The sequence below is a fragment of the Achromobacter sp. SX5 genome, assembly GCF_056711425.1.
Genome location: NZ_CM160041.1, coordinates 274,599 through 300,654, shown reverse-complemented (window position 1 = coordinate 300,654; position 26,056 = coordinate 274,599). Strand labels below are relative to the sequence as shown.

23 protein-coding genes are annotated in these 26,056 nt (G+C 69.3%); 11 read left to right on the top strand and 12 right to left on the bottom strand.

What is annotated here, in order from left to right; all coding sequences use genetic code 11:
* Positions 1–46 precede the first annotated feature (46 nt).
* Positions 47–1,651: a methyl-accepting chemotaxis protein gene (locus AC1M14_RS01405; RefSeq protein ID WP_479730821.1), complete on the top strand. Its 1,605-nt coding sequence runs from the start codon at positions 47–49 to the stop codon at positions 1,649–1,651.
* Here AC1M14_RS01405 and hutI read toward each other — a convergent pair.
* The 3 genes from hutI to hutC all read right to left on the bottom strand — a co-directional run bounded on the left by hutI (position 1,630) and on the right by hutC (position 5,390).
* Complete coding sequence (gene hutI / locus AC1M14_RS01400; protein WP_479730820.1) at positions 1,630–2,856, bottom strand: imidazolonepropionase; 1,227 nt, start codon at positions 2,854–2,856, stop codon at positions 1,630–1,632. The genes AC1M14_RS01405 and hutI overlap by 22 nt on opposite strands.
* Positions 2,857–2,870: 14 nt before the next feature.
* A complete protein-coding gene (gene hutH / locus AC1M14_RS01395) occupies positions 2,871–4,412 on the bottom strand; it encodes a histidine ammonia-lyase (protein ID WP_102773152.1) in 1,542 nt (513 codons plus the stop codon).
* A 234-nt stretch (positions 4,413–4,646) separates the two neighbouring features.
* Positions 4,647–5,390, bottom strand: a complete 744-nt coding sequence (gene hutC, locus AC1M14_RS01390; RefSeq protein WP_479730819.1) for a histidine utilization repressor — start codon at positions 5,388–5,390, stop codon at positions 4,647–4,649.
* 127 nt (positions 5,391–5,517) lie between these two features.
* Here hutC and AC1M14_RS01385 point away from each other — a divergent pair, with 127 nt between their 5' ends.
* The 3 genes from AC1M14_RS01385 (at position 5,518) to AC1M14_RS01375 (ending at position 9,040) form a co-directional block, all read left to right on the top strand.
* A complete protein-coding gene (locus tag AC1M14_RS01385; protein ID WP_102773151.1) occupies positions 5,518–5,808 on the top strand; it encodes a metal/formaldehyde-sensitive transcriptional repressor in 291 nt (96 codons plus the stop codon).
* 27 nt (positions 5,809–5,835) lie between these two features.
* Entirely contained in the window at positions 5,836–6,945 is a 1,110-nt protein-coding gene (locus AC1M14_RS01380) for an S-(hydroxymethyl)glutathione dehydrogenase/class III alcohol dehydrogenase (RefSeq protein WP_102773150.1), read from the top strand.
* A gap of 151 nt (positions 6,946–7,096) precedes the next feature.
* A complete protein-coding gene (locus tag AC1M14_RS01375; protein ID WP_479730818.1) occupies positions 7,097–9,040 on the top strand; it encodes a bifunctional metallophosphatase/5'-nucleotidase in 1,944 nt (647 codons plus the stop codon).
* A 6-nt stretch (positions 9,041–9,046) separates the two neighbouring features.
* On the opposite strand, the gene AC1M14_RS01370 is transcribed toward AC1M14_RS01375, so the two are convergent.
* Both AC1M14_RS01370 and AC1M14_RS01365 read right to left on the bottom strand, forming a co-directional pair.
* Positions 9,047–10,189: a glycosyltransferase gene (locus AC1M14_RS01370; protein WP_479730817.1), complete on the bottom strand. Its 1,143-nt coding sequence runs from the start codon at positions 10,187–10,189 to the stop codon at positions 9,047–9,049.
* On the bottom strand, positions 10,186–11,190 hold the full coding sequence (locus AC1M14_RS01365; RefSeq protein ID WP_209165558.1) for a hypothetical protein: 1,005 nt from the start codon (positions 11,188–11,190) through the stop codon (positions 10,186–10,188). The genes AC1M14_RS01370 and AC1M14_RS01365 overlap by 4 nt, the downstream gene beginning before the upstream one ends.
* Before the next feature lie 284 nt (positions 11,191–11,474).
* Between AC1M14_RS01365 and panB the strand changes: the two genes are divergently transcribed.
* The 3 genes from panB to AC1M14_RS01350 all read left to right on the top strand — a co-directional run bounded on the left by panB (position 11,475) and on the right by AC1M14_RS01350 (position 13,829).
* The gene (panB, locus tag AC1M14_RS01360) at positions 11,475–12,326 is read left to right on the top strand and encodes a 3-methyl-2-oxobutanoate hydroxymethyltransferase (RefSeq protein WP_479730816.1); all 852 of its coding nucleotides are present in this window, start codon (positions 11,475–11,477) and stop codon (positions 12,324–12,326) included.
* A 49-nt stretch (positions 12,327–12,375) separates the two neighbouring features.
* Complete coding sequence (locus AC1M14_RS01355; protein ID WP_209165557.1) at positions 12,376–13,485, top strand: GTPase; 1,110 nt, start codon at positions 12,376–12,378, stop codon at positions 13,483–13,485.
* A 131-nt stretch (positions 13,486–13,616) separates the two neighbouring features.
* Positions 13,617–13,829 carry a DUF1059 domain-containing protein gene (locus AC1M14_RS01350; protein WP_102773145.1) on the top strand — a complete coding sequence of 71 codons (213 nt, stop codon included), beginning with the start codon at positions 13,617–13,619 and terminating at the stop codon, positions 13,827–13,829.
* Positions 13,830–13,855: 26 nt separating this feature from the next.
* Here the strand turns inward: AC1M14_RS01350 and AC1M14_RS01345 are convergent, their stop codons facing one another.
* Positions 13,856–15,682, bottom strand: coding sequence for a hypothetical protein (locus tag AC1M14_RS01345; protein ID WP_479730815.1), 1,827 nt, complete (start codon positions 15,680–15,682; stop codon positions 13,856–13,858).
* Positions 15,683–15,973: 291 nt separating this feature from the next.
* Here AC1M14_RS01345 and AC1M14_RS01340 point away from each other — a divergent pair, with 291 nt between their 5' ends.
* Together AC1M14_RS01340 and lhpI are read left to right on the top strand one after the other, a co-directional pair.
* On the top strand, positions 15,974–16,909 hold the full coding sequence (locus tag AC1M14_RS01340) for an N-carbamoyl-D-amino-acid hydrolase (protein ID WP_111826133.1): 936 nt from the start codon (positions 15,974–15,976) through the stop codon (positions 16,907–16,909).
* 52 nt (positions 16,910–16,961) lie between these two features.
* Positions 16,962–17,903: a bifunctional Delta(1)-pyrroline-2-carboxylate/Delta(1)-piperideine-2-carboxylate reductase gene (lhpI, locus tag AC1M14_RS01335; RefSeq protein WP_102773142.1), complete on the top strand. Its 942-nt coding sequence runs from the start codon at positions 16,962–16,964 to the stop codon at positions 17,901–17,903.
* Positions 17,904–17,953: 50 nt separating this feature from the next.
* Here lhpI and AC1M14_RS01330 read toward each other — a convergent pair whose 3' ends face one another.
* The 3 genes from AC1M14_RS01330 to AC1M14_RS01320 form a co-directional block, all read right to left on the bottom strand.
* Positions 17,954–18,715, bottom strand: a complete 762-nt coding sequence (locus tag AC1M14_RS01330; RefSeq protein WP_479730814.1) for a fused MFS/spermidine synthase — start codon at positions 18,713–18,715, stop codon at positions 17,954–17,956.
* 83 nt (positions 18,716–18,798) lie between these two features.
* On the bottom strand, positions 18,799–19,218 hold the full coding sequence (locus AC1M14_RS01325) for a universal stress protein (RefSeq protein WP_102773140.1): 420 nt from the start codon (positions 19,216–19,218) through the stop codon (positions 18,799–18,801).
* Complete coding sequence (locus tag AC1M14_RS01320; protein ID WP_102773139.1) at positions 19,215–20,225, bottom strand: TerC family protein; 1,011 nt, start codon at positions 20,223–20,225, stop codon at positions 19,215–19,217. Before AC1M14_RS01320 ends, AC1M14_RS01325 begins: the two co-directional genes overlap by 4 nt.
* A gap of 155 nt (positions 20,226–20,380) precedes the next feature.
* Here AC1M14_RS01320 and proP point away from each other — a divergent pair, with 155 nt between their 5' ends.
* Complete coding sequence (gene proP, locus AC1M14_RS01315) at positions 20,381–21,913, top strand: glycine betaine/L-proline transporter ProP (protein WP_111826139.1); 1,533 nt, start codon at positions 20,381–20,383, stop codon at positions 21,911–21,913.
* A gap of 102 nt (positions 21,914–22,015) precedes the next feature.
* Positions 22,016–22,855 carry a hypothetical protein gene (locus AC1M14_RS01310; protein ID WP_111826140.1) on the top strand — a complete coding sequence of 280 codons (840 nt, stop codon included), beginning with the start codon at positions 22,016–22,018 and terminating at the stop codon, positions 22,853–22,855.
* An 80-nt stretch (positions 22,856–22,935) separates the two neighbouring features.
* Here the strand turns inward: AC1M14_RS01310 and AC1M14_RS01305 are convergent, their stop codons facing one another.
* The 3 genes from AC1M14_RS01305 to AC1M14_RS01295 all read right to left on the bottom strand — a co-directional run bounded on the left by AC1M14_RS01305 (position 22,936) and on the right by AC1M14_RS01295 (position 26,022).
* Complete coding sequence (locus tag AC1M14_RS01305; protein WP_479730813.1) at positions 22,936–23,526, bottom strand: YceI family protein; 591 nt, start codon at positions 23,524–23,526, stop codon at positions 22,936–22,938.
* 143 nt (positions 23,527–23,669) lie between these two features.
* Positions 23,670–25,139, bottom strand: a complete 1,470-nt coding sequence (locus tag AC1M14_RS01300) for an MFS transporter (protein ID WP_479730812.1) — start codon at positions 25,137–25,139, stop codon at positions 23,670–23,672.
* An 85-nt stretch (positions 25,140–25,224) separates the two neighbouring features.
* Positions 25,225–26,022 carry an AraC family transcriptional regulator gene (locus AC1M14_RS01295; protein ID WP_479730811.1) on the bottom strand — a complete coding sequence of 266 codons (798 nt, stop codon included), beginning with the start codon at positions 26,020–26,022 and terminating at the stop codon, positions 25,225–25,227.
* Between the last annotated feature and the right edge of the window lie 34 nt (positions 26,023–26,056).

The window sequence follows — 26,056 nt, the reverse complement described above, 5'->3', positions numbered from 1 at the left end:
GCCGTTGCCGGGTCAGCAGCCTCCTTGCCGTACCTGGGAACGACACATGAAAAGGTTTCTGAGAGATATCACGATCCGCCGCATGATCCTGAGCGCCCTGCTCGCGATCAGCGTCCTGCTTGCCGGCCTGTCGGCCATCAGCATCAACGGACTGCGCCACGCCGGACAGGCGCTGGGCGCCAGCAACGCGCTCCTGCAGGACGTCACGGCGCTGTCCCGCATCAACGACCGCATCGCGGCCGCGCGGCTGGGCCTGGCCCATCAGCTGCAGGACCTGGGCGAAGGCGGGTCCGCCCACGCCGACGAAGACGCGCGCCTGGTCGACGCCGCGCTCGGCGAAGCCGGCAGGCAGCAGGCGGCGTTCATGGAACAGGCCAGGACAGACACGCCCGCCGCCCTGCTGACCGCGCTGCAGGCCGGCTACGAAGCCGTGGTCGGCCGCGCCCTCGCCGCGCAACGCCAGCAGCTGGCCGCCGGCGACATCGCGCAGGCCCGCCGCCAGGCCGACGGCGACGTGGCCGCGGCCAGCCGGGCCTATGCCGAGAGCATCGAAACCTATGGCGCCTACGCCAGGGAGCACGAGGCGCAACTGCTGCAGGAAGCCGCGGCCAGGCGCCAGATGGCCTATACCGGCATGGGCGCGGTGCTGGGCGTCTGTCTGCTGCTGCTCGTGCTCGGCGACCGTTATGTGGTGGCCTTCGTCAAGCGGCCGCTGGAAGACATCCGGGCGCACTTCCGCCGCATCGCCGACGGCGACCTGACCGCCCCCATACCGCTGTTCGGCGGCAATTGCGTGGGCCAGATCATTCCGTACATCCGCGACATGCAGGACAGCCTGGCGCGCACCGTGCGCGCGGTCCGCGACGGCGTGGTCGAAATCAATACGGGCTCCAGCGAAATCGCCGCCGGCAACCAGCACCTGTCCAGCCGCACCGAACAGCAGGCGGCCTCGCTGGAGCAGACCGCCGCCAGCATGGAGCAGCTGCTGTCCACCGTCACCAGCAACGCCGACAACGCGCAGCAGGCCAACCGCATGGCCGCCGAGGCCAGCGAGGTGGTCGGGCGCGGCGCGGAGGCGGTGCGGCAGGCGGTGGCGACCATGCGCGAGATCTCCCAGGACGCCGGGCGCATCGAGGACATCGTCGGCGTCATCGACGGCATCGCGTTCCAGACCAACATCCTGGCGCTGAACGCGGCGGTGGAGGCGGCGCGCGCGGGCGCGGAGGGCAAGGGCTTCGCGGTGGTCGCGGCCGAAGTCCGCTCGCTGGCGCAGCGCAGCGCGGGCGCGGCCAAGGAAATCAAGCAGCTGCTCGACGCCTCCGGCGCCACGGTGCAGGCCGGCTCGGCCCAGGTGGAAACGGCGGGCCGCACGATGGAAGACATCCTGCGGACCATCGAACGCCTGACCGTGCTGGTCAGCGACATCGCCGGCGCCTCGCATGAACAGGCGGCCGGCATCGGCCAGGTGAACACGGCGCTGACGCAGATGGACCACGTGACGCAGCAGAACGCGGCGCTGGTCGAACAGGCGGCCGCCGCCGCAGCCTCGCTGGAGGCCCAGGCGCAACGCCTGCAAAGCGCGGTAAGCGCGTTCCGGCTGCCCGTGCAGGTCCCGGCCGCCGGCCAGGCCTACGCGGCGCTGGCGGCCTGAGCCACGTCCACCTCGCGGGCGTGGCGGACGATGCGCTTGGGCAGGTCGCCGCCGATCCAGTAGGCCAGCTCGGCCGGATGCGACACCTCCCAGGCGACGAAGTCCGCCATCTTGCCGGGCTGGAGCGCGCCATGCGTGTCCTGCAGGCCCAGCGCCCTGGCGGCGTGCACGGTGGCGCCGGCCAGCGCCTCCTCGGGCGTCAGGCGGAACAGGGTGCAGGCCATGCTCAGCATCAGCCGCAGCGACAGCGCGGGCGAGGTGCCGGGGTTCAGGTCGCTGGAGATCGCGACGGGCACGCCGTGGCGGCGCAGCAGATCAACCGGCGGCGCCTGCGTTTCCCGCAGCGCATAGAACGCGCCGGGCAGCAGCACCGCCACGGTGCCGGCCTGCGCCATCGCCAGCACGTCGCTCTCGGTCAGGTATTCCAGATGGTCGGCCGACAACGCGCCATAGCGCGCCGCCAGCGCGGCGCCATGCAGCGACGACAGCTGCTCGGCATGCAGCTTGACCGGCAGGCCATGGTCGCGCGCGGCCCGGAATACCCGTTCGACCTGCGCCGGCGAAAAAGCCAGGTGCTCGCAGAACGCGTCCACCGCGTCGGCCAGCCCTTCGGCCGCCAGCGCCGGCAGCATGCGGCGCGACACCTCCTCGATGTAATCGTCGGCGCGCCCGGCGTATTCGGGCGGCAGCGCATGCGCGGCCAGCAGCGTGGCGCGCACGGTGAGCGGCAGGGCCTGCCCCAGGCGCCGCGCGACCCTGAGCATCTTGCGCTCGTTGGGCAGATCCAGCCCGTATCCCGATTTGATTTCCAGCGTGGTCACGCCGTCGCGCAGCAGCTGCAGCGCGCGCCGGCGCGCGCCGGCATACAGTTCGTCCTCGCTGGCCGCCCGCGTGGCGCGCACGGTGCTGGCGATGCCGCCGCCCTGCGCGGCGATGCTGGCGTAGTCCACGCCCTGCAGGCGCTGCTCGAATTCGCGGCTGCGGTCGCCGCCGAACACCAGATGCGTATGGCAGTCGATCAGCCCGGGCGTGACCCAGGCGCCGCGCAGATCGTGGACCGCGGCGCCTTCGGCCGGCGGCAGCGCGGCCTCGGGGCCGATCCATTCGATGCGTTCGCCGCGGGTCACGATGGCGGCGCGCTCGATCGCGCAATAGCTGCCGTCCGCCATCGTCGCCGCGTGGCAATTGCGCCAGACCTGTCTCATCGCGTCCTCCTCTTTCATGCCTGCGCGCATACGCTGGGCAGCAGCCCGGCCGGCATCAGCGCCGTCAGGCCGCGCGCCGCGATGAGTTCGCTGGCCGCGGCGATGTCGGGCGCGAAAAAGCGGTCGCGCTCGTAGTGGGCGACGCGCCCGCGCAGCAAGGCGCGGGCCTGCTCCAGCCGTGGCGACGTCTTCAGGCCCGCGCGGAAATCCAGGCCCTGGCAGGCGCCCAGCCATTCGATCGCCAGGATGTCGCGCACGTTTTCGGCCATGGGCCACAGGCGCTTGCCGGCGTTGGGCGCCATCGAGACATGGTCCTCCTGGTTGGCGGAGGTGGGCAGGCTGTCGACGCTGGCCGGATGCGCCAATGCCTTGTTGTCGCTGGCCAGCGCGGCCGCCGTCACCTGGGCGATCATGAAGCCCGAATTGACGCCGCCATTGCTCACCAGAAAAGGCGGCAGCTGCGACATGTGCATGTCCATCATCAGCGAAATGCGGCGCTCCGACAGCGCGCCGATCTCGGCCAGCGCCAGCGCCAGGTTGTCGGCCGCCAGCGCCACCGGCTCGGCGTGAAAATTGCCGCCCGATATCACCTCGTCGTCTTGCGCGAACACCAGCGGGTTGTCCGACACCGCGTTGGCTTCGATCTCCAGCACCTGCGCCACCTGCCGTATCTGCGTCAGGCAGGCGCCCATGACCTGCGGCTGGCAGCGCAGCGAATAAGGGTCCTGCACCTTGCCGCAATTGGCGTGCGAATGGCCCACCTCGCTGTCCTCGGTCAGCAGCTCACGGTAGACGGCGGCCACGTCGATCTGGCCGGGCTGGCCGCGCGCGTCGTGGATGCGGGCGTCGAACGGCGCGCGCGAGCCCAGCATGGCCTCCACGCTGAGGCTGCCGCAAACCAGCGCCGCGGCCAGCAGGTCTTCGGCCTCGAACAGGCCGCGCAAGGCGTACGCCGTCGACACCTGCGTGCCGTTGAGCAGCGCCAGCCCCTCCTTGGCCGCCAGTGTCAGGGGCTCCAGCCCGGCGCGGGCCAGAGCCTGGCGCGCCGGCAGCCACGCGCCGTCGCAGCGCGCCTTGCTCTCGCCCAGCAGCAGCAGCGACATATGCGCCAGCGGCGCCAGGTCGCCCGAGGCGCCCACCGAGCCCTTGAGCGGAATATGCGGATAGACGCCGGCGTTGACCAGCGCGATAAGATGGTCGATCACCTTGCGCCGGATGCCGGAATAGCCCCGCGCCAGGCTGTTGATCTTCAGCACCATGATGAGCCGCACCATGGCGTCGTCCAGCGCCTCGCCCACGCCGGCCGCATGCGACAGCACCAGCGAACGCTGCAAGGCCTCCAGGTCGTGGGGCGCGATGCGGGTGCTGGCCAGCAGGCCGAAACCGGTGTTGATGCCGTAGGCCGTGCGCCCCTGCGCCACGATGCGCTCGACGCAGGCGACGCTGGCCTCGATGGGCGCGTCGGCCTCGGGATGCAGCGCCACGCGCACCGGCTCCTGGTAGACGCGCCGCAGATCCGCAAGCGTCAGGCAGCCGGGGGGGATTTGCAGGTCCATGCATGAACTCCTGGCGTCGGGGGGATGACTATGATTGTATATACAAGTTGGATGGATGTCGTGGTGTGCTGCAAGATGGGTTACGCGCGCTGGATATTTGAGTTCTTGCTCAAGGACGCTCGCGCTGCACCCATCCTACGGCATTCGTCATGTCCCGTAGGATGGGTGCAGCGCGCCGCCATCATCACAAGAACGCGACTGTCGAACGCGCGTAACCCATCTGCCCCCAAACACTCAGGTCGTGAACTTCCCTTCCAGCCGATGGCGCGACCCCGGATGGATCAGCCGCGCCAGGGTCACCGGGCGCCCGCCCGACCACGTGCGGCGGCGGATCAGCAGGCAGGGTTCGCCGCGCTCGATCTGCAGCAGCTGGCATTCGCGCGGCCGCGCCAGGATGGCCTCGACGATGTGCTCGCCTTCGGTCAGCGGCGCCACGCGGGTCAGGTATTCATAGGGCGTGCTCTGCGTGAAATCCTGCTGCAGGTAGCCGGGCGCGAGCTTGACGCTGACGTAGCGGTCCTCCAGCTGGATCGGCAGGTCGTCCTCGTAGTGCACGATGATGGAATGGAACACCGGCTGTCCCGGACGGATGTCCAGCGCCAGCGCCTGCTCGCCCTCGGCCGGCTCTTCGGCCAGGCGCAGCACCCGGCTGTGGTGCCGGTGGTTGCGGGCGGCGATCTCGTCGGCGATGTTGTTGACCGCGAACAGCGCCGAACGCGCCTTCGGCTGGGCCACGAAAGTCCCCACGCCCTGCATGCGCACCAGCAGGCCTTCCGCGGTCAGTTCGCGCAGCGCCCGGTTGATGGTCATGCGGCTGTAGCCCAGTTCGTCCACCAGCTCGGCCTCCGACGGCACGCGGTGATGGGCCGGCCATGCGCCGCTGCGGATCTGCTGCGCGATCATCTGCTTGACCTGGGCGTAGAGCGGCGCGGGCGGGGCGTCGGCCTGCGCCGGCAGGCTGGGGGGAGAGGAGGCCAAGAGTCGTCCTGTGCGGTTGTTCTGCGGATGGGAATAAAGTATAGACAGGTATAGATGAAATGCCGCCTGCCTGGACGCAGGCGCGCGCCTTGCGTATACTCCCCCCCTGTATTTATCGGAGCCCGCCGTGCCCCATTCCCCGGAAGAAAAGAAACGCGTCGTGACCCGCCTGCGCCGTATCCAGGGGCAGGCGCTGGCGCTCGAGCGCGCCGTCAACGAAGGCACGGAATGCGGCGCGCTGCTGCAGCAGCTGGCCGCCCTGCGCGGCGCCGCCACCGGCCTGATGGCCGAGGTGCTGGAGAGCCACCTCCGGGAAACCTTCCTGCAGTCCGCCCAGGGCGGCCCGCGCCAGGCCCAGGCCGAACCCGAAGCGGAGATCGACCTGTTGATGCGGCTCGTCCGTTCGTATTTGAAATAACGCCGCCAGGCACTCGTGGAGCAAACTATGAAATCACGCGCAGCAGTCGCATTCGGACCCGGCAAGCCGCTGGAAATCGTTGAAATCGACGTCGCGCCCCCGCAGCGCGGCGAGGTGCTGGTGCAGATCACCCACACCGGCGTCTGCCATACCGACGCCTTCACGCTCAGCGGCGACGACCCCGAGGGCCTGTTTCCGGCGGTGCTGGGCCATGAAGGCGCCGGCGTCGTGGTCGAGGTGGGCGAAGGCGTCACGTCGCTCAAGCCCGGCGACCACGTCATCCCGCTCTACACGGCCGAATGCCGCGAGTGCAAGTTCTGCCTGTCGGGCAAGACCAATCTGTGCCAGAAGGTGCGCGCCACCCAAGGCAAGGGCGTGATGCCCGACGGCACCTCGCGCTTCAGCTACGAAGGCAAGCCGCTGTACCACTACATGGGCTGCTCGACCTTCAGCGAATACACCGTGGTCAACGAGATCTCGCTGGCCAAGATCAACCCGGCCGCCCCGCACGAAAAGGTGTGCCTGCTGGGCTGCGGCGTCACCACCGGCCTGGGCGCCGTGCACAACACCGCCAAGGTCAAGGAAGGCGACACCGTGGCCGTGTTCGGCCTGGGCGGCATCGGCCTGGCCGTGATCCAGGGCGCGGTGCAGGCCAAGGCCGGGCGCATCATCGCCGTCGACACCAATCCGAACAAGTTCATCCTGGCCAGCGCCATGGGCGCGACCGACTGCGTCAACCCCAAGGACCACGACAAGCCGATCCAGGACGTCATCGTCGAGATGACGGACGGCGGCGTGGACTTCTCGTTCGAGTGCATCGGCAACGTGCAGGTCATGCGCGCCGCGCTCGAATGCTGCCACAAGGGCTGGGGCGAGAGCATCATCATCGGCGTGGCCGGCGCGGGCCAGGAGATCAGCACCCGCCCGTTCCAGCTGGTGACCGGCCGCGTCTGGCGCGGCTCGGCCTTCGGCGGCGTCAAGGGCCGCACGCAGCTGCCCGGCATGGTGGAAGACGCCATGAGCGGCAAGATCGACCTGGACCCGTTCGTCACCCACACGCTGCCGCTGGAGCGCATCAACGAGGCCTTCGACCTGATGCATGAAGGCAAGTCGATCCGCACGGTGATCCACTACTGATCCGCGTCCTTCCGCCGCACCCGGCGGCACCACGGGCCCGGCACGCATCGCGCCGGGCCCGTGGCGTTTCATGACAGGCCTGTCATTCATTTCGGCGTCATCTTGAGCCGCGACCATGCGCCCTCCGACAACGACAGAGGGATGCACTCGAATGAGCACATGGAAGAGGAACGCCGGGGCCGTCATGCTGAGCACGCTGGCGCTGCTGGCCGGCTGCGGCGGCGACGACGGCGACGACACGCCCGCCCCCGAACAGCCCGCGCCGGAACAGCCCGCACCCGAGCAGCCGGCGCCGGCCCGCCCGATGGAATTGACCATCCTGCACATCAACGACCATCACTCCACGCTGGACGGCAGGAACAAGACGCTCAAGCTCAAGGCGGCCGACGGCGCGCCGGTGTCGGTAAGCGCCGAGGCCGGCGGCTTCGCCCGCGTCACCGGCGCCATGAACGCGCTGGCCGCGCAGTCGGCCAACGTGCTCAAGCTGCACGCCGGCGACGCCACCACCGGCACCCTCTACTTCAACCGCGCCGGCGAGCCGGGCGAGGCCGACGCCGCGCTGATGAACACGGTGTGCTTCGATGCGATGAGCCTGGGCAACCACGAATTCGACAAGGGCGACGCCGGCCTGAAGCGCTTCGTCGAGCTGCTGCACGCGGGCGCCTGCCAGACGCCGGTATTGAGCGCCAACGTCACCTTCGGCGCGGACTCGCCGCTCAACCCCTCGCGCGCGCCGGGCATGGTGCAGCCTTCGGTCGTGCTGCAGCGCGACGGCCAGCCCATCGGGCTGGTCGGCCTGACCATCGCCAACAAGACCCAGCAATCCTCCAGCCCCGATCCCGGCACGCTGTTTTCCGACGAGACCGCCGCCGCCCAGCGGCAGATCGACGCCTTGCGCGCGCAGGGCGTGAACAAGATCGTGGTGCTCAGCCATATCGGCTACGCCTATGACCGGCAGGTCATCGCCCGCCTGAGCGGCGTGGACGTGGTGGTGGGCGGCGACTCCCACACCCTGCTCGGCCCCGACGCCATGGCCGACTACGGCGTGGGCTCGCCCGCCGGCGCCTACCCCACCGTGCTGCAGGACCGCGACGGCAAGCGCGTGTGCCTGGTGCAGGCCTGGGAATACTCGCAGGTGGTCGGCGAACTGAAGGTGAGTTTCGACGCCGACGGCGACGTGACCGCCTGCGCCGGCACGCCGCACGTGCTGGTCGGCGGCGAGTTCAAGGTGGCGGGCGCGACGCCCGACGCCGCCGACGCGGCCGCCATCCAGGCGGACCTGCGGGCCAGCGGCTTCCTGCGCGTGCAGGAACCGGACGCGCAGGCCGCGGCCGTGCTGCAGCCCTTCAAGGCCAAGGTCGACGCCTTCAGCGCCAGCGTGGTCGCCACGGTGCCGCAGGAGCTGTGCTCGCGCCGCGTGCCGGGCGGCCCGGGCTCGCGCGACTACAGCCGTTCCAGCGCCGCCTGCAACGCGCTGGGCAACGTCAGCCTGCGCGGCGGCGACATCCAGCAGCTGGTGGCGCAGGCCTACCTGGAAGTGGCCAACGCCGATTACGGCGGCGCCGACATTACGCTGCAAAGCGGCGGCGGCGTGCGCGTGCCGCTGCTGGGCAGCGTGACCGCGGCCAACGTGATCGAGGTGGTGCCGTTCGGCAATATGCTGTGGCGCCTGGACGTCACCGGCGCCGAGGTCAAGAGCATGCTGGAAGACGGCATGCAGGCGGTATTCGGTCCGGGTGGAACGACCGGCCCGTATCCGTACGCGGGCGGCCTGCGCTGGGACGTGAACGCGGCCCAGGCCCAGGGCAGCCGCGTGACCAACATCGAGGTGCTGGACCGGGCCAGCGGCAACTGGCTGCCGCTGGACGCCGGGCGCAGCTACAAGCTCTTCGTGCTGAGTTTCAACGCCACCGGCGGCGACGGCTACAAGACCCTGGCCGCCGTGCCCGCCGAGCGCCGCCAGGACATCGGCGTGCTCGACGCGGACGTGCTGCAGGCCTACATCGACCGCCAGGCCAAGGACCCCGTCAGCGGCCTGCCGGTGCTGAACCTGCTGCCGGCCGCCCTCTACAGCACCAAGACGTACAGCGAGTAGCGGTCCTCAGGACGGGCGCAGCCGGTAGGCCTGCTGCGTCCGTCCTTCGCGGTAGACGCTCTCGGTCTTGCCGACGAAGGCCGTCAGCGAAAACTCCTTCAAGGCGGTGCTGCGCGCCTCTTCGCCCATCCGGGCGAGCTGCTGCCGGTTCGCCAGAATCCTCGACAGGGCTTGGACCACGCTGGGCACGTCGGCCGGCGGCACCACCCAGCCGTCGCGGCCGTCGGTGACGTTCTCGGTCAGGCCGCCGACCTCGCTGACGATCACCGGCACGCCGGCGGCCATCATCTCGCGGCAGGCGAACGAAATCGTCTCCAGCCGCGACGACAGCACGAAGCCCACGTCCAGCGCCGACAGGAACGGGCGCACGTCGTCCAGCAGGCCGGTGAACACCACCTGCCCGGACATGCCCAGCTCCTCGACGCGCCGCATCTGCTCGGCTTCGGGCAGCTTGCCGGCGATCAGGATCGCCACCTGCTCGCGCTGCACGGCAGGCAGCATGGAAACCGCGGTCACCATGTCCAGCCAGTTCTTGTAGGACGCGGTGCCGGCGTTGCTGCCTATCACCAGCCTGCCCTGCAGGCTGGCGGGCAGCAGGCTGTCGCGCGCCTGCGCCGCCTGGTTGCGCGTGGCGGGCCGGCACTTTTCGGTGTCGACGCCGTTGTGCACCACGCGCAGGTCCTCGTTGCGGAACACCGACTGCTTCATGCGCCGAAACGTATGGCTGCACACGCAGATCACGCGGTTGGTGCCCCACTTGGCGCGGATGCGCGCGCCCAGGCTGTTGGCGCTGCGGTCGTTGTGCTGCGTATAGACGATGAAGGGGCGGCGCGCGCCCATGCCCACGGTCGCCAGCATGCACAGCCGGTGGTCCGCCGACCCGTTGACGTGCACCACGTCGTAGCGCTCGTCGCGCAGCAGCGCGCGCAGGCGGCGCAGCGCGCCGAGCAGCGCCAGCGGCCGGCCCTTGAAATCCAGCGCGATGGCGCGCACGCCGGGCAGCGCGCCGGCCTCGGCCAGCAGGCGGCTGCTGGCCGGCGCGGCCACAGCGACCTGGGATTTATGGCACAGGATGCGCGCCAGCGACATCACGTAGGTCGTATGCCCGCCGCCGTCGCCCTGATGGAAGTTGGTGTAGAGAATCTTCATGGCTGCACGTCCATAAGGGGTTGCGTTTGCGCCGTCCGGGGCAGCAGGCAGCTCCAGTGGCGTTTCTCGAATATGTCCGCGCCCAGCCTGCTGGCGGGCGACAGGTTGTAGACCTTGATCCCGCGCGCGCCGAGCACGCCGGCGGCGCGCCGGAACGCGGGCTCGATGTGTCCGTCGAACTGGCGGTCCAGCGCGGTCGCCAGTTGCGTGGCGGCGCTTTCATAGAAGCGCGGGCCGGCCGCCGCCGTCAGGTCCAGTCCGTGCAGGTATATGGTTTTCGCTCCCAGCCACGCCAGCAGCTGCAGCCCGGTGTAGGCCACGGTGCCGCCGCCGAACAGGCCGCGCGGCGGGTCCAGGCTGAATCCGTGCGCGTGCACCGGATGGCGGGCGTCGAACAGCAGCAGGCCGGCATCGCCGGCCAGCCCGGCCTCCAGGTCCTCGGGACGCGCCCGCGGCTGCATGGCGCGCTGGTGCACTTCCTCGAAAAGCGCGATACGGCAGCGCACGGTCGCTGGGTCGAACAGCAGCGCGATCCAGCGGTAGACCTCGGGCGTGACGAACAGCGTCAGGTCCTGCGCCAGCACCTGCGCCACCAGTTCGCGGCGGCGCCGCACGAAGCCGGCGTCCAGCATCGCGTAATAATCGAAACGCAGTCCGGGCTGCCGCTGGCGCAGCGCGATCGAGCCGTTCACGCCCATGACCGCGCCCAGGCTGCAGCGCGCGTAATCGATGTCGGCCACCGAAGGACCGCTCAGAATCAGGTGCGCATCGCCGTCGATGGCGCGCGCCGCCTGCTCCAGCGGTATCGTGGCCGGGCCTCGCACGCCGCGCAGCCGGCAGCCGCTCAGCCTGCCGTCGGCCGCGCGCTGCACGGCCACGAAAGGCCATAGCGCGGCGTTGTGCCGGCAGGCCCGGGGCTGCGTGCAGCGATACAGATAGCGCAAGCCCTTGGTGACCGGGCGCGAGCGCAAAAGGCGGGGAATGAACCCGGAACTACCCATGAAAAAATGTTGCGTGCATGCCGCAAGTAGCTTGACGAGTGGCGAATTCTACGCAGGCAAGGCCGCGCAAACGCGAAAGAAACCGGCGAGATGTAACGCTTTGGCGTGCCCCGGCGGACCCGCCCGCCCTGCGGGGCGCGCCGGCCCCACACCATCATTTACGTTTTGCCGCAAAGATTAGCGCCCGGCTGCCATCGCCCGGCTTCCGCTACGATGGAGAGGCCGGCGCCCCCCGGTCGCCGGCTGCGACACACCTACTGCAACTCTGGATAGGAAGAATTTCGATGTCTACGACCGCCACCCTGGCAGCCGCCGCGGCAACCGCCAACACGCCCCGCATGAGCGTTCCCGCGTTCCGCGCCCGCAAGGGCCAGGAGCCGCTGGTCATGCTGACGGCCTACACGGCGCGCATGGCCGAACTGCTGGACCCGCACTGCGACGCCCTGCTGGTGGGCGACAGCCTGGCGCAGACCATCTACGGGCTGCCATCCACCGTGCCGGTGACGCTGGACATGATGATCGCCCACGGCACCGCCGTGGTGCGCGGCGCGCGGCGCGCGCTGGTCGTGGTGGACATGCCGTTCGGCAGTTATGAGGAAAGCCCCGAGCAGGCCTTCCGCTCGGCCGCCCGCGTCATGAAGGAAACCGGCGCGGCCGCGGTCAAGCTCGAAGGCGGATCGGGCATGGCGCCCACCGTCGCCTACCTGTCGGCCCGCGGCATCCCGGTCATGGGCCACGTGGGCCTGACCCCGCAGGCCGTGAACATCCTGGGCGGCTACGGCGCGCGCGGGCGCGGCGAGGCGGAATACGCCCGCATCGCAGCCGACGCCGCCGCGGTGGCCGAGGCCGGCGCCTTCGCGCTGGTGATCGAGGGCGTGGTCGAGCCCCTGGCCGCCTCCATCACCGACGCCGTGGCCTGCCCGACCATCGGCATCGGCGCCTCGCCGCGTTGCGACGGCCAGGTGCTGGTGGTGGACGACATGCTGGGCATGTTCGACCGCACGGCGCGCTTCGTGAAGCGCTACGACGACCTGTCCGGCCGCATCCAGCAGGCCGCGCAGGCCTACGCCGCCGAAGTCCGCTCGCGCAGCTTTCCCGAGGCCGCCCACCTGTACGGCGTTCCGGGCGCCGCCTGAGCGCAATCGTGGATAGAATCGCCTCCATGCCCTCCCACGCCGATTCCGCATGAGCATGCCCCAGAACGATCCTCCCCAGCTGCAGGACGCCATCGCCGACGCCATCAGCACGGCGACGCGCGGCGCCGGCCGCGTGAACATCCTGGTCGCCGGAAAGACCGGCGTGGGCAAGAGCACGCTCATCAACGCGGTGTTCCGCGGCGACCTGGCCCGGACCGGGGCGGGCAAGCCGGTCACCCAGACCACCCAGGAATTCACCCGGCCGGGCCATCCGCTCACCATCATCGACACCCGCGGCCTGGAGGTCGGCGACTACGAGCGCTCGCGCCGCGAGCTCGCCGACCTGATCCGCGAGCGCTCCGCCTCCACCGACCAGGACCGGCACCTGCACGTCGCCTGGCTCTGCATCCAGGACAGCAGCCACCGCGTGGAAGACGCCGAGATCGAACTGTGCGGCATGCTGGCCGACGCCGGCATCCCCGTGGTGGCGGTGCTGACCAAGGCGCGCAAGAACAGCGCCTTCGTCGACGAAGCGCGCAAGCTGCTGCCGCGCGCCAGCCAGGTGGTGGCGGTGCGCGCGCTGGCGGAATGGATAGACGAACTCGACGCCGAACTGCCGCCCATGGGCCTGGACCGGCTGATCGAGGTCACCGCGCAGCACATCCCCGAGGCGCAGCAGCGGGCCTACGCCAACGCCCTGTCCACGCGCAACAAACAGGCCCTGGAAGTAAAAAAAAAGCGGGCTGAGATAGAGGTCAACGTGGCTGCGGGCCTGGCCGCCTCGGCCGCCGCCGCCCCCATCCCGTTCTCGGACGCCTTTGCGCTGGTGCCGATCCAGGTCGGCATGATCGCCAAGATCGGCATCACCTTCGGCATGGAGCTGGATACCGCCGCCATCACCACCCTGGTGACCTCCACGCTGGGCGCCTCGGCGGCCACCCTGGTCGGACGCTCGGTCGTCTCGGGCTTGCTGAAATTCATTCCGGGCGCGGGCAGCGCCGCCGGCGGCACCATCGCCGCCACCACCGCCGGCGCCATCACCAAGCTGCTGGGCAATGCCTACGTGGCGGTGCTGTACGACTTCTGCCAGAAGAACCCGGGCAAGGACATCGACATTCCCATGATCGCGGCGGCCCTGAAACAGCGCGTCAGGCTCTGAACCGCCCGCGGCGGATCTATACTTTTTTCATCGTCCCGGCCTCTGCGGCGCGCCACCGGCGGGGACGTCCCGCCCCGCGCGCCGGACACCCCATTGCGCAGGCCTGGCGACCTGCGCGCAGGGAGACTTTCATGACACGCAAATACATCGATTGCCGCGAGTATCCCAGCGAAATGAACTGCTCGGTGGCCCTGGCGGCGGATTCCGAAAGCGAACTGCTGGAAGCGGCCGTGCAGCACGCGGTCGCGGTGCACAAGCATGAGGACTCGCCGGCGCTGCGCACGCAGCTGAAGTCGCTGTTCCATGACGGCACGCCGCCGGCCGAAATGCCGCCGCGCGCCTGACCCTGCCGGCGCAGGCGCGCGGCCGCTCACCAGGCCAGCGCCTGCGCCACCTGTTCGATGCGCGCGTCGGCGGCGGCGTCCGCCGTCAGCGGCGCGCGCAGGATCGAGCGGCTGTCGCCGCGGTCCACGATCCAGAAAGCCATGCGCACCGGTGCGGGCGCATCAGCCCCGACGTCCAGCCGCAGCGTCCTGCCCGCATCCCGCAACGGCGCCACTTCGAAAATCCATTGCCTGCCGCGCAGTTCCCCTTGCGCGCCTTGCCGCGCGCGCGGCGTGAAGGCGGCCGCCTGCATGGCGCCCGCGTCCAGCCCGAGCTTGTCGCGCATGAAGGCGCGCATCGAGCCTTCCAGCGCCCGGTCGTCGGCGCCGGCGCGCTGCTCCACCGACAGCCCCAGTTGCGCGCCCGTGCGCAGGTCCTCGTACTGGAAGCGCTTGGGACCGATCGGCTTGAGGCGGAAGTCGCCCGCGCGCAGCGGCAAGGCCTGGCCGCTTAGCGCGCTCTTGAGTTCGACACCCGCCGCGTCCGGCCGCCAGGCCTGGTCGCGGTCGCCCACCCATTCGATGAACTGGCGGTTCAGCGCGGCCGCCTCGTTCTTGCGGCCCTGGCGGTGCGCGATGTCGGCGGCGTGGTCCAGCGCGGTCTGGTACAGGGTTTCGTCGTGATAGGCCTTGCCCGCGTATGCCCAGGCCGCCAGCGCCGTCTCGTACTGGCGGCGGGCCTGGTCCATCTCGCCGCGCCGGTAGGCCGCGGTGGCCATCACGGTATCGAGCCGCGCGATTTCCAGCGGAAACGCGGCGTCCGGCAACGCCGCCCGCGCCAGCGCGTCGGCCGCGGGCCAGTCCTGCGCCATCACCCACGCGGCCTCGATGGCCCGGGCCTGCTCGGCCATGGTCTGTTCGCGGAACAGCCGGCGTTCGCCCTCCCACGCGATCGCGCCCAGCAGCGACTGCAGATGCCGGCCAGCTCCGTCCTGAGCCGTTTCCGGATACGAGGCCTGCACCTGCAAGCGCCAGTCGCCGCGCACCGCCGCCCATCCCGCCTCGATCACGCCGCGTCCGTGCTCCTCGGAACGCTGCACCTCCTTGGCCTGCGCCACATTCTCGAAGGGCAGGTCCGGCAGCGCCGCCGGGGACATCGCGCTCGGCCCGCCCAGCAGTTCCTGCGCCTGCGCCTGCCGCGCCGCGCCGTCCTGTCCGCGCAGCGCTTCCATGTAGCCGATGCGCAGCTGCACCACCATGCGCCCCTGCCCGTCCAGCCTGCGGATGAACTCCAGCCGCGCGGAGTCCTCGCGCGCATCGGCGGGTTCGAACCTGAGCAGCGTCCAGCCGTCCTGCGCAAGCGGCAGCGACAGCCCGGCCGGGACGTAGCGCAGGCGCTGGCCGGATTCCAGGGTCCATAGCGGCGGATACGGCCGGGCCTGCCCGACCAGCCGGGCCTGCAGCCGGGCGACCTCGGCCGCCTCTGCCGCCGCCGCGCCGGCCTCGATCGCGCGCGACAGCATGATGGCCATGCCGTCCTCGTCGCCCAGGCGCTCGAAATCCCCCACCTGGGTTTCGGCCACGCGGCGGGCTTCGGCATGGCGGCCCTGCTTCTGCAACAGATCGATCAGCAGCACCGCGGCGTCGTAGATCTCGTAGCGGTTGCCGTTCGCGCTCGCCGCCGCCAGCGCCTGGCGCGCCGAGCCGGTGGCGTCGTCCCACGAGGCGGCGCGGATCTGCCGGCGGGCGTCGTCCATGTGCCGCATGAAGGGCGACTGGCCGGCGGCCGGGTCCTGCGCGCCGGCCGGCGCCGCCGCCAGCACCGCGGCCATCAGGACCAGGCCGGCGCGCAGCCGGCGGTAAGCGGATCTCATCTGGCCTCTGCCTTTGCGAAAAGAAAAGGGGGCCAGTATACGTTTCCCCGCCCCCTATAAAACTTTGCAGGCCTGCCATGTCGCGGCGTTATGCGCTGCATCCGTCCGGCAGGGCAAATCCCCCGTGAAATCAGCGCCTTGCGGGCGCGACGGGGCCGCAGGCCGCAGGGCGGTATCGGGCGGCGCGCCGGTTCCGGTTTATCGCCGCCGCATGCATGCTTGCGTCTTTGCATGCCCGTCCGGGCCGACCAGGAGACAAATACCGTGAGCCGAACCGCCCCCGCCCGCAAAATGGGCCTGGCCGTCGCCCAGATGGGCGCCGTCAATCTTGCAGATACCCGCGCGGCGGTCGTGCGCCGCCTGGTCGAGATGCTGCGCGAGGCCGCCGCCCGCCAGGCGGAGTTCGTGGTGTTCCCCGAACTCGCGCTGACGACGTTCTTTCCGCGCTACTGGATGGACGAGGCCGAGGCCGTGGCGCGCTTTTTCGAGAAAAGCATGCCCAACGCCGACGTCCAGCCGCTGTTCGACGCGGCGCGCGAGCTCGGCGTCGGTTTCTACCTGGGCTACGCCGAACTGACGCCCGAGGGCCGCCGCTACAACACCGCCATCCTGGTGGACCGCGGCGCGAACATCGTCGGCAAGTACCGCAAGATCCACCTGCCCGGCCACGCCGACCACAAGACCGAAGCGCCCTTCCAGCACCTGGAGAAGAAATTCTTCGAAGTGGGCGACCTGGGCTTCGGCGTCTGGAACACCGAAGGCGTCAACATCGGCATGTGCCTGTGCAACGACCGCCGCTGGCCCGAGACCTACCGCGTCATGTCGCTGCAAAGCGCCGAACTCATCGTGCTGGGCTACAACACGCCCTCGCTCAACATTCATTGGAACGAGCCGGCCCACCTGCGCACCACCACGCACGAGATCGTGCTGCAGGCCAGCGCCTACCAGAACGCCGTGTGGGTAGGCGCGGCCGCCAAGTGCGGCCACGAGGACGGCCACCACATGATAGGCAGCTCCATGATCGTCGCGCCCTCGGGCGAGATCGTGGCGCGCGCCAGCGGCGAGGAAGACGAAGTGATCGTCGCGCGCATCGACCTGGACATGGGCCGCATGTTCCGCGAACACGTCTTCAATTTCGCCAGGCACCGCAGCCCGCAGCACTACCGCCTGATCGTCGAGCGCACCGGCGCCGGCGATCCGCTGCCCACGCCGCCAGTGCAGGGGTAGCGGCCGGCGGGGCTGCTAGACTGGCCGTAGTCTTCAGCCCGATACCGATTCCATGCGCTTCATCGACACCGAACAGACCCGCGGCGCCCTGTCCTTCGACGCCGTCATCCCCGCCTTGCGCGAGGCCTTCCGCGACGGCGCCACGGTGCCGCCGCGCCACGTCCACGCCATCGAGTCGGGCAACGCCCACGGCACCTCGCTCATCATGCCGGCCTGGAACGAACGCGGCTACTTCGGCGTGAAGATCATCAACATCTTCCCCGAAAACACCCACCAGGGCCTGCCGGGCCTGCACGCCACCTACAACCTGTACAGCGCCACCACCGGCGTGCCCATCGCCCAGGTCGACGGCGACGTCGTCACCGCCTACCGCACCGCGGGCGCGGCCGCGCTGGGCGCGGACTACCTGGCGCGCGCCGACGCGGGCGTGCTGCTGATCGTCGGGTCCGGGCGCATCGCCGCCCTGGTCGCGCAGGCCATGCGCGCCGTGCGGCCGATCCGCCGCATCCTGGTCTGGAACGTCCGGCCGGCCGGCGCCGAGCGCCTGGCGCGGGAGCTGCGCGAACAGGGCTACGACGCCCAGGCCACGGCCGACCTCGAAGGCGCCGCGCGTCAGGCCGACATCATCAGCTGCGCCACCCTGTCGACCCAGCCTCTGATCCGCGGCGCCTGGCTGCGCCCCGGCGTGCACCTGGACCTGATCGGCAGCTTCAAGCCCGAAATGCGCGAAACCGACGCCGCCTGCTTCGACGGCACGGCTGTCTACGTCGACACCGACGAGGCCCCCACCAAGTCCGGCGACCTGATCGAAGCCTTCGCCGCCGGCGCGCTCACGCGCCAGGACATCCGCGGCAACCTGCATCAGCTTGCCGCCGGCCAGGTCGCGGGCCGCCGCGACGACCGGGAAATCACCGTGTTCAAGGCCGTGGGCAGCGCGCTGGAAGACCTGACGCTGGCCACGCTGGTGTATGAGGCGACGCGCGAAGCGTGCTAGAGGAATGGATGGCGTGGGATGGGCAAAGCGCGAGGGCCTGGCCGCCGGCGCTACCTCAGCACCAGCGTGGCCCCGATCACCCGCAGCGTCGGCATCAGCTGGCGCCAGGCGTCCTTGGGGATGGCGGGCGGCCGCGCCAGGGAACTGGCGGCCGGGTCGTCCAGCAGGTCGCCTTTACAGGCGAACACGATGCTGTTGGTCATGTCGTCGTCCACCACTTCGAACATCGACGAGCCGAACGCCGCGCGCACGCGGTCCAGGTATTCGTGGTGGTCGGGGTGGTTGACGTGGAAATTGATCACCAGGATGCCGTCGTCGCGCAGCGCGCGGCGGCAGTCGGCGTAGAACTCCGCCGAGCACAGGGCGGCGGGGATGCCGCCCACGCCGAAGCCGTCCAGGAAGATCACGTCGGCGTGCTGCTCCAGGCCCGCCAGGTGCGCGGCGGCGTCGGCCTGGATCACGCGCAGGCGGGCGTCGTCGGGCGGCACCATGAAAGCGTCGCGCAAGGCGATGACGTCGGGGTCGATCTCGACCACCTCGATCTCGGTGCGGGCCAGGTAGCGGTGGCAGAACTTGGGCAGCGACCCGCCGCCCAGGCCGACCATCAGGATGCGGCCGGGCTGCGGGTTGAACAGCACGAAACCCATCATCATCCGGGTGTACTCGAGGTCGAGCGCATCGGGATTGAGCAGGGACATGCTGCTCTGGATTTCCTTGTCCGTGAAATGCAGGGTCCGCGTGCTGCCGGAATCCCGGAAAAAAGGCCTGGGGCCGCCCGCCGGCGGGCCGGCGGGAATGCTGGAGTCAGACATGGGACGCTGCGCAATGCCGAAAAAGGGATAGACGATACCACCCCGGCCAGGCTTGCCCGCGTCCCGCGGGCCGGCGTCGAGCGCTAGACCAGCAGCACCGGGCACGGCGCGTCGGCGATGATGCGCCCGCACACCGAGCGCAGCACGGCGTCCAGCAGCTGGCCGCGGTGATGCGAACCCATCACGATGGCCTCGGCGCGGGACTTGACCGCATACTCGATGATTTTCTCCGCCGCATGGCCGGTCAGCTCGTGGCATTCGAAGGCCACCTTGCCCGCGGTCAGGATCTCGACGACGGACCGCATCGCCTTGCCGCTTTCCTCGTGGTGCCAGGCGTCGATTTCGGCCTTGCCGACGAAGGCCTGCACGTCGCCCGTCACGTCGGGCGCGCAGTGCACCACGTGCACGGTGAAATCCCGGTTGAGCAGGGAACTTCCGACCAGGTAGCGCGCTGCGGCATCGCTGTAGCTCGACCCATCGGTGGCGAGAATGATGGTGTTCATGGCGGATCTCCGGTTCTGGACGCATCGGCCTTGGAACGCGCGGCGTTTGCCGCAGTCCGTCCGGGCAGTATCGCGCTGGCGCCCACGGATGCCAACAGGATAAGGCCAACTGCCCCGAGCGACCACTGTACCGGCACGTGGAACCACGGCGCGGCCAGCATCTTGCCGCCGATCACGATCAGCACGGCGGCCAGGCCGTGCTTGAGGTAGCGGAAACGTTCCCGCATGTCGGCCAGCAGGAAATACATTGCCCGCAGGCCCATGATGGCGAAAATATTGGACGTAAAAACCAGGAAGGGATCGGTGGTGACGGCGAAGATGGCGGGAATGCTGTCGACGGCGAAGACCGCGTCGCTGGCCTCTATCATCAGCAGCACCACGAACATCGGCGTGGCGTGGCGCAGGCCGCCTATCCGTACGAAAAACGATTCGCCGTGATAGTCCGGCGTGATGCGCATGGACGAGCGCAGCAGGCGCACCAGCGGATTGCGCGCGATGTCGGGCTGGCGATCGGCGTGCGCCAGCATCCTGGCGCCGGTCACCACCAGCAGCGCGCCGAACAGGTAGAACATCCAGGAAAACTGCGCCAGCAGCCAGACCCCGGCCAGGATCATGGACACGCGCATCACGATGGCGCCCAGCACCCCGTACAGCAGCACGCGGCGCTGCAATTCGAGCGGCACCGCGAAGTACCCGAATATCAGCGAAAAAACGAACATATTGTCCACGGACAGGGACAGTTCGATCAGGTAGCCGGTGTAGAACTCCAGCGCCTTGCGGTTCGCGGTGGCGCGGTCCAGCGTGGCGTCCAGGAAGCCCCACAGCAGCGCGCCGAAGAGCGTCGCCAGCGCCACCCAGGCCAGCACCCAGCATAGCGCTTCGCGCGCCGAGACGCGATGCGCGCGCCTGCCGCCCAGCACGTACAGGTCCAGCGCCAGCACGACCAGCACGAAGCCGACGAAGCCGGCCCACATCGCCGGGGTGGCAAAGGTTTCGACCTGGTTCATGGAGGCCTCCCGCTGCGAGGCGTATGCACGAATCCAGTCTAGAGCGGCGCCAGCGGCCGAACAATTCGGCCCAAGCGAAGCGATGGTCAGGTTTTTTCGAATCCGCGCGGGCCAGGGGTAGAATTTTCGTATTGCACCTTCGCGGGAGACTGACCATGGCAGAGAGTTCCCCAGCGTCACAGCAAGTCCGGCCCCTGGAGATCGGCGACATCACCGTCATCGACAACACCAAGCTCAAGAAGGCCGTCACCGCCGCCGCCCTCGGCAACGCCATGGAGTGGTTCGACTTCGGCGTCTACGGCTTCGTGGCCTTTGCGCTGGGCAAGGTGTTCTTTCCCGAGGCCTCGCCTGCGGTCCAGACCATCGCCGCGCTGGGAACCTTCTCCGTGCCTTTCCTGGTGCGGCCGCTGGGCGGCGTGTTCTTCGGCGTCATGGGCGACCGCTACGGCCGCCAGAAGGTGCTGTCGCTGACCATCATCATCATGGCCATCAGCACGTTCTGCATCGGCCTGATCCCCTCCTACGCGTCCATCGGCCTGTGGGCGCCCATCCTGCTGCTGCTGTGCAAGCTGGCCCAGGGCTTCTCGGTGGGCGGCGAGTACACCGGCGCGGCCGTCTTCGTGGCCGAGTACGCGCCGGACCGCCGCCGCGGCTTTCTGGGCAGCTGGCTCGATTTCGGCTCCATCGCCGGCTTCGTGCTGGGCGCCGGCCTGGTCGTGCTGCTGCAGGCCACGCTGGGCGAACGGACCTTCCTGGAATGGGGCTGGCGCGCGCCGTTCTTCGTAGCCGGCCCGCTGGGCCTGCTGGGCCTGTACCTGCGCCATGCGGCCGAGGAAACGCCGGCCTTCACCCAGCAGCTGGAGCAGATGGAGCAGGAGGACCGCGACGCTGTTCAGGAACGGCCCACCGTGTCGTTTCGCGAGATCTTCTCCAAGTACCGCAAGGCGCTGCTGGTCTGCATCGGCGTGGTGCTGGTGACGAACATCACCTACTACATGCTGCTGACCTACATGCCCACCTATCTGTCCAGCAGCCTGGGCTATTCCGAAGAGCATGGCGTGCTGATCATCGTGGTGGTCATGATAGGCATGCTGTTCGTGCAGCCGGTGGTCGGCTTCTTCAGCGACAAGATCGGCCGCAAGCCGTTCCTGCGCGCCGGCAGCATCGGCATACTGGTGATCGCGCTGCCGGCCTTCACGCTGGTGGGCAGCGACAACACCGGCCTGATTTTCCTGGGCCTGCTGTTCATCGCCGTGTTTCTCAACTGCATGACCGGGGTCATGGCCTCCACGCTGCCGGCGCTGTTTCCGACGCGCATCCGCTACAGCGCGCTGGCCAGCTCGTTCAACGTGGCCATCATCGCCGCCGGCCTCACGCCCACGGTGGCGGCCTGGCTGGTGGAGGAAAGCGGCAATCTGATGATGCCGGCCTATTACCTGATGGCCGCCTCGCTGATCGGCATCGTCACGTCCTTCTACCTGCCCGAGACCGCCAACCGACCGCTGCGCGGCGACACGCCCAATGCGGCCAGCCGGCACGAGGCCCACGCCCTGCTGCAGCAGGCCCACGAGCACATCGAGCAAAGCGTGCTGGACATCGAAGCCGAGATCGCCGAGCTGGAAGAGAAGCTCGACGCGCTGCGGCAGCGCCGCCAGCGCCTGGCCGACCGCCATCCCGACCTGGAGTGAAACGCGCGCCAGCCGCTTCCTCTACAATCGGCGCAGTCCGCGGCGGGCTTCCTGCCCAGGCCGAAGGACGTACCGCTCTCTAAAAACAAGGATATGGCAGTAATGGCAACACAACACACTCAGCCTGCGACAGGCGAGCTGATCAAGACTTTCCGCCACGGAAAATTCTTTGTTTATTTCCTGGTGGTGCTGGGCATCGTGTGCCTTGCATTGGCCGGCTTCGTCGTCTACCTGAGCACCATCGCTCCGCAGAAGAATCCCCCGCTTTTCTTCGGCACCGCCGGTTTCCTGGCCTTCTGCGGCGTGTGCGGACTGGCCGCCAGCGTGTGGCAGAAGAAGCTGCGCCAGCCGAGCTACGAGGTCTATGAAAACGGCGTCGCGCAGATCGTCGGCTCGCAGAGGCAGTACACCCCGTTTACCGACATCGAAGACCTGTACCTGTTCAGCTCCGGCCAGACCGTGATGAGCGGCATGGCCACCAACCTGGCCTATCGCCGCAACGCGGGCGAACCGTTCAAGTGGATCAGCCAGCACCTGTCGGGCTACATGGACTTCCAGCAGCTGTTCCGCGAACTCTACCTGCGCGAGCGCCAGCCCGTCGTGCTGGAAACGCTGGCCCGCGGCGGCGCCGTCACCTTCAACTACATCAGCACCGGACAGGTGTGGCGCAAGCGCGTGAGCGGCAAGTTCCTGAACATCACCACGCAGCCCATCGTCATGACGCGCGACGCGCTGGAAGTGCAGGGCCAGAAGGTGCCGCTGTCCAGCCTGCGCAACGTCGACCTCAACGCCTGGAGCGAGAAGGTCGTCATCAAGGACGCGGCCGGCAATACGGTGCTGTCGACCATCGGCCTGGGCATTCTCGGCCTGGACCTGTTCCTCAATACGCTGAGCCTGCTGCTCGAACAGCACCAGGACGCCGCGGCGCGACAGTCCGCCTGACGTAATGGCAAGGTAATAGCAAAGGGGCCGCGGGCCCCTTTTTTTTCGCTTGCGCGATAACCCCGGACCCGCGCCGGGCCTCAGCGCGCCGCGTCGGCGACGGCCTCGACGGTGATGCGCAGCTGGACCTCGTCGCTGACGGCCGGCGCGAACGCGTCCACGCCGAAATCGCTGCGCTTGAGGGTCGTGGTGGCGTCGAAGCCGATGGCCGGGCGCTCCAGCATCGGATGCACGCCCTGCTTGTTCCGGCGCGCCTGCAGCACCACGGGCTTCTCGACGCCCTTCACGCGCAGCACGCCCTTGATCTGCAGCCTGCCGTCGCCCTGGTCGGTCACCGAGGTGCTCTTGAACTGGATGTCGGGATACTTGGCGGCCTCGAAGAATTCGGCGCTCTGGAACATCTCGTCCAGCTTGGCCACGTGCGACGTGAACTGCGGCACCGGCACGCGCAGGTCGACCGAGGAATTCGCCGGCCGGGCCGCGTCGTAGCGGACCACGCCGGTGATGCCGCCGGCATGGGCGGTGGGCTTGGAAAAGCCCAGGTGGTCCCAGGTCACCACAACCTCGGTGTGGGTCGGGTCGATCCGGTAGTCGACCGGGGCGGCCTGGGCGGTCACGCTGCCCAGCGCCACGACGGCGGCGGCAAGACAGGCGGCGTAGGTTTTCTTCATGCGGTTCTCTCTGTGCTTGGCGGCCCGCGGCGGGCCCTCGGTTCGTCATGGGGCGGGCAGGAATCGGCCCCCTCGTGAAACATGCGACAAGCATAGGAAATGCATCAATAACGCGCTAGCCGTCAAAAAACGATCGCACTGTTCTATTCTCGATAACAAGACAACGGGGCCCGGCGGGACGATGCATGAGGCGCAGGCTCAGCTGCTGCCTGAAGGGGTCTGGCGGCAGCCGCCGCGCTGAACACCGCCAACAGCGGCGCCGCCGCCAGCACCGCGAACAGCCACCACGCCGCGCCCGAGGTTCCCGCGATTCCGCCGGGCGAGTTCAAGCCGCCCAGGTTGGCCAGCATGCCGGCCAGCGCCGAGCCCAGCGCGGTGGCGAAAAGCTGCACCGTGGTGATCGACGTGGCGGCGGCGTCCTGGTCGTCGGCGGGCGAGACCTGCAGTATCCGCGTCAGCAGGTGCGGCCATCCCAGGCCGATGCCGAAACCCACCAGCGCCAGGCCCAGGCCGATCCACCCCAGCACCCGCCAATCGCCCTGCGCGTGCAGCGGCAGGCTCAGCGCCAGCGCCACCATGCCCGCCAGCACCAATACCGGGCCGGCGACGATGGCGCGGCGGATGGCGCTGCCCTGCCAGCCCGAACTCCAGATTTCCGACACGGTCCAGCCCGCGGCCATCAGCGCGGCGAGGTAGCCGGACACCAGCGGCGTCTGCGCATGCAGGGTCTGCAGGAAGTACGGCACGAAGGTTTCGCTGGTCATGCCCACCACCAGCAGGCCGATGGTCAGGTACAAGGCCAGCAGCGGCGAGTCCAGGCGCAGCGCGCCCCTGGGCAGCAGCAGCGTCTTGCCGGTGAATTCCCTGCGCACCAGCAGCGCGACCAGCGCCGCCGCCAGCGCCAGGCCGGCGAAGTTCCAGCGCGCGTCCGGCGAGGCGCTGCCGACGCTGACAGCCAGCACCGCCGCAGTCAGCAACAGCAACTGCGCCAGCGGCAGCCTGCCGGCGCGGGCCGCGGCGTCGCGGTTGCGCGCCGGCATCACGCGCCAGACCAGCAGGAGGTACAGCACCGTGGCCGGCGCCAGCATGCCGAACGCCGCCCGCCAGGCGTCCATTTCCGCGAACACGCCGCCCACCGCGGGCCCCAACAGCGTGGCCACGCCCCACATGCCCGAGATCAGCGCCATCGCCCTGGGCCACAGCCGCGGCTCGAACACCGCGTAGATCATGGCGTAGCAGAGCGCGAACAGGAACCCGCCTCCCAGCCCTTGCAGCGTGCGGCCGAACAGCATCAAAGGCATGCTGGGCGCCAGCGCGCAGACCAGGCTGCCCGCGACGAAGCACAGCGCGGCGATCGCATAGGCGCCGCGCGAACCGGCCGCGGCCAGCAGCTTGGCCGTCAGCGCCGAGCCGAGGATCGAGGCCACCACGAACAGCGTCGTGTTCCACGCGTACAGGTCCAGGCCGCCGATTTCGCGCACCACCGACGGCAGCACGGTGGTGGCGATGTAGATGTTGATGGCATGCAGCGCGACGCCGCCCGACAGGGCGACGGAGCGCGCCAGATTCCTGCCGGAGAGCACATCCCCCCAGCTTCCCGCTTGCTCAGGCATGGCGCCCTCCCCAGGCAATGATTAATAAAACAAGAATTGTCTTGTTATATTAAAAAGGGGACGTTTGGATGTCAACGATCCGCGTTCACGCAGGCCCCATGCGCTCGGCCAGGAAGCGGCCCGGCGGCTTGCCCACCGCCTTCTTGAACATCGTCACGAAAGCGCTGGCGCTGTCATAGCCCAGCTCATAGGCCACGGCCTGCACCGACAGCCCCGAGGTCAGGCGCTGCAGTCCCGCGATCACATGCCATTGATGGCGCCAGCGCCCCACGCTCATGCCGGTCTGCTGGCGGAACAGCCGGCTCATGTTGCGTTCGCTCATGCCGATGCGCGCCGCCCATTGCGGCAGCGTGGCGGCGTCGGCGGGATCGGCCAATATGGCGTCGGCCAGCTTCACCAGCCGCGCATCCGAGGGCCGCGGCAAATGCAGCTGCTCCAGCGGCGCGGCCACCAGTTCGTCCAGCAGCACGGCCATGATGCGCCCTTCGGGGCCGTCCGGCAGGTACAGCCGCGGCAGCGCGCAGGCCCGGTCTATCAGGGCCTGCAGCAGCACCGACACCGCGAGGCTGCAGCACGTCTGCGGCAGGCCCGCGACGGCGTCGGGTTCGACGAACAACGCATAGCCGCGGACTTTTCCCGACGGCGTGGCGCGATGGATCATGCCGCCCGGAATCCATACCGCGCAGCCGGGCGGCACCATCCAGACCCCGCGCTCGGTCTCGCACGTGATGACGCCGGAAACGGTGTAGAGCAGCTGCGCCTTGCGATGACTGTGCGAGGGATACTCGCCGCCTTCGGTGACCAGCGAGATGCTGGCCGCGACCACGGGCCGGTCGATCCGGTGCGGCTCGGCGTAGGAGTGGGGAAGTTCTTGCGGTTGCATGGGGCGCGGACAGGTGGCGATAGCGGCCACGATA

Excerpts from the sequence above, each read along its gene's own strand:
- AC1M14_RS01320 (WP_102773139.1), bottom strand. The coding sequence starts at position 20,225 with ATGAACCAGGTCGAAACCTTTGCCACCCCGGCGATGTGGGCCGGCTTC.
- AC1M14_RS01365 (WP_209165558.1), bottom strand. The coding sequence starts at position 11,190 with ATGGGTAGTTCCGGGTTCATTCCCCGCCTTTTGCGCTCGCGCCCGGTC.
- AC1M14_RS01405 (WP_479730821.1), top strand. The coding sequence starts at position 47 with ATGAAAAGGTTTCTGAGAGATATCACGATCCGCCGCATGATCCTGAGC.
- AC1M14_RS01370 (WP_479730817.1), bottom strand. The coding sequence starts at position 10,189 with ATGAAGATTCTCTACACCAACTTCCATCAGGGCGACGGCGGCGGGCAT.
- AC1M14_RS01325 (WP_102773140.1), bottom strand. The coding sequence starts at position 19,218 with ATGAACACCATCATTCTCGCCACCGATGGGTCGAGCTACAGCGATGCC.
- lhpI (WP_102773142.1), top strand. The coding sequence starts at position 16,962 with ATGCGCTTCATCGACACCGAACAGACCCGCGGCGCCCTGTCCTTCGAC.
- proP (WP_111826139.1), top strand. The coding sequence starts at position 20,381 with ATGGCAGAGAGTTCCCCAGCGTCACAGCAAGTCCGGCCCCTGGAGATC.
- AC1M14_RS01380 (WP_102773150.1), top strand. The coding sequence starts at position 5,836 with ATGAAATCACGCGCAGCAGTCGCATTCGGACCCGGCAAGCCGCTGGAA.
- AC1M14_RS01355 (WP_209165557.1), top strand. The coding sequence starts at position 12,376 with ATGAGCATGCCCCAGAACGATCCTCCCCAGCTGCAGGACGCCATCGCC.
- AC1M14_RS01295 (WP_479730811.1), bottom strand. The coding sequence starts at position 26,022 with ATGCAACCGCAAGAACTTCCCCACTCCTACGCCGAGCCGCACCGGATC.
- AC1M14_RS01330 (WP_479730814.1), bottom strand. The coding sequence starts at position 18,715 with ATGTCTGACTCCAGCATTCCCGCCGGCCCGCCGGCGGGCGGCCCCAGG.
- hutH (WP_102773152.1), bottom strand. The coding sequence starts at position 4,412 with ATGGACCTGCAAATCCCCCCCGGCTGCCTGACGCTTGCGGATCTGCGG.
- AC1M14_RS01340 (WP_111826133.1), top strand. The coding sequence starts at position 15,974 with ATGGGCCTGGCCGTCGCCCAGATGGGCGCCGTCAATCTTGCAGATACC.
- AC1M14_RS01310 (WP_111826140.1), top strand. The coding sequence starts at position 22,016 with ATGGCAACACAACACACTCAGCCTGCGACAGGCGAGCTGATCAAGACT.
- panB (WP_479730816.1), top strand. The coding sequence starts at position 11,475 with ATGTCTACGACCGCCACCCTGGCAGCCGCCGCGGCAACCGCCAACACG.
- hutI (WP_479730820.1), bottom strand. The coding sequence starts at position 2,856 with ATGAGACAGGTCTGGCGCAATTGCCACGCGGCGACGATGGCGGACGGC.
- AC1M14_RS01350 (WP_102773145.1), top strand. The coding sequence starts at position 13,617 with ATGACACGCAAATACATCGATTGCCGCGAGTATCCCAGCGAAATGAAC.
- AC1M14_RS01305 (WP_479730813.1), bottom strand. The coding sequence starts at position 23,526 with ATGAAGAAAACCTACGCCGCCTGTCTTGCCGCCGCCGTCGTGGCGCTG.
- AC1M14_RS01345 (WP_479730815.1), bottom strand. The coding sequence starts at position 15,682 with ATGAGATCCGCTTACCGCCGGCTGCGCGCCGGCCTGGTCCTGATGGCC.
- AC1M14_RS01300 (WP_479730812.1), bottom strand. The coding sequence starts at position 25,139 with ATGCCTGAGCAAGCGGGAAGCTGGGGGGATGTGCTCTCCGGCAGGAAT.
- AC1M14_RS01375 (WP_479730818.1), top strand. The coding sequence starts at position 7,097 with ATGAGCACATGGAAGAGGAACGCCGGGGCCGTCATGCTGAGCACGCTG.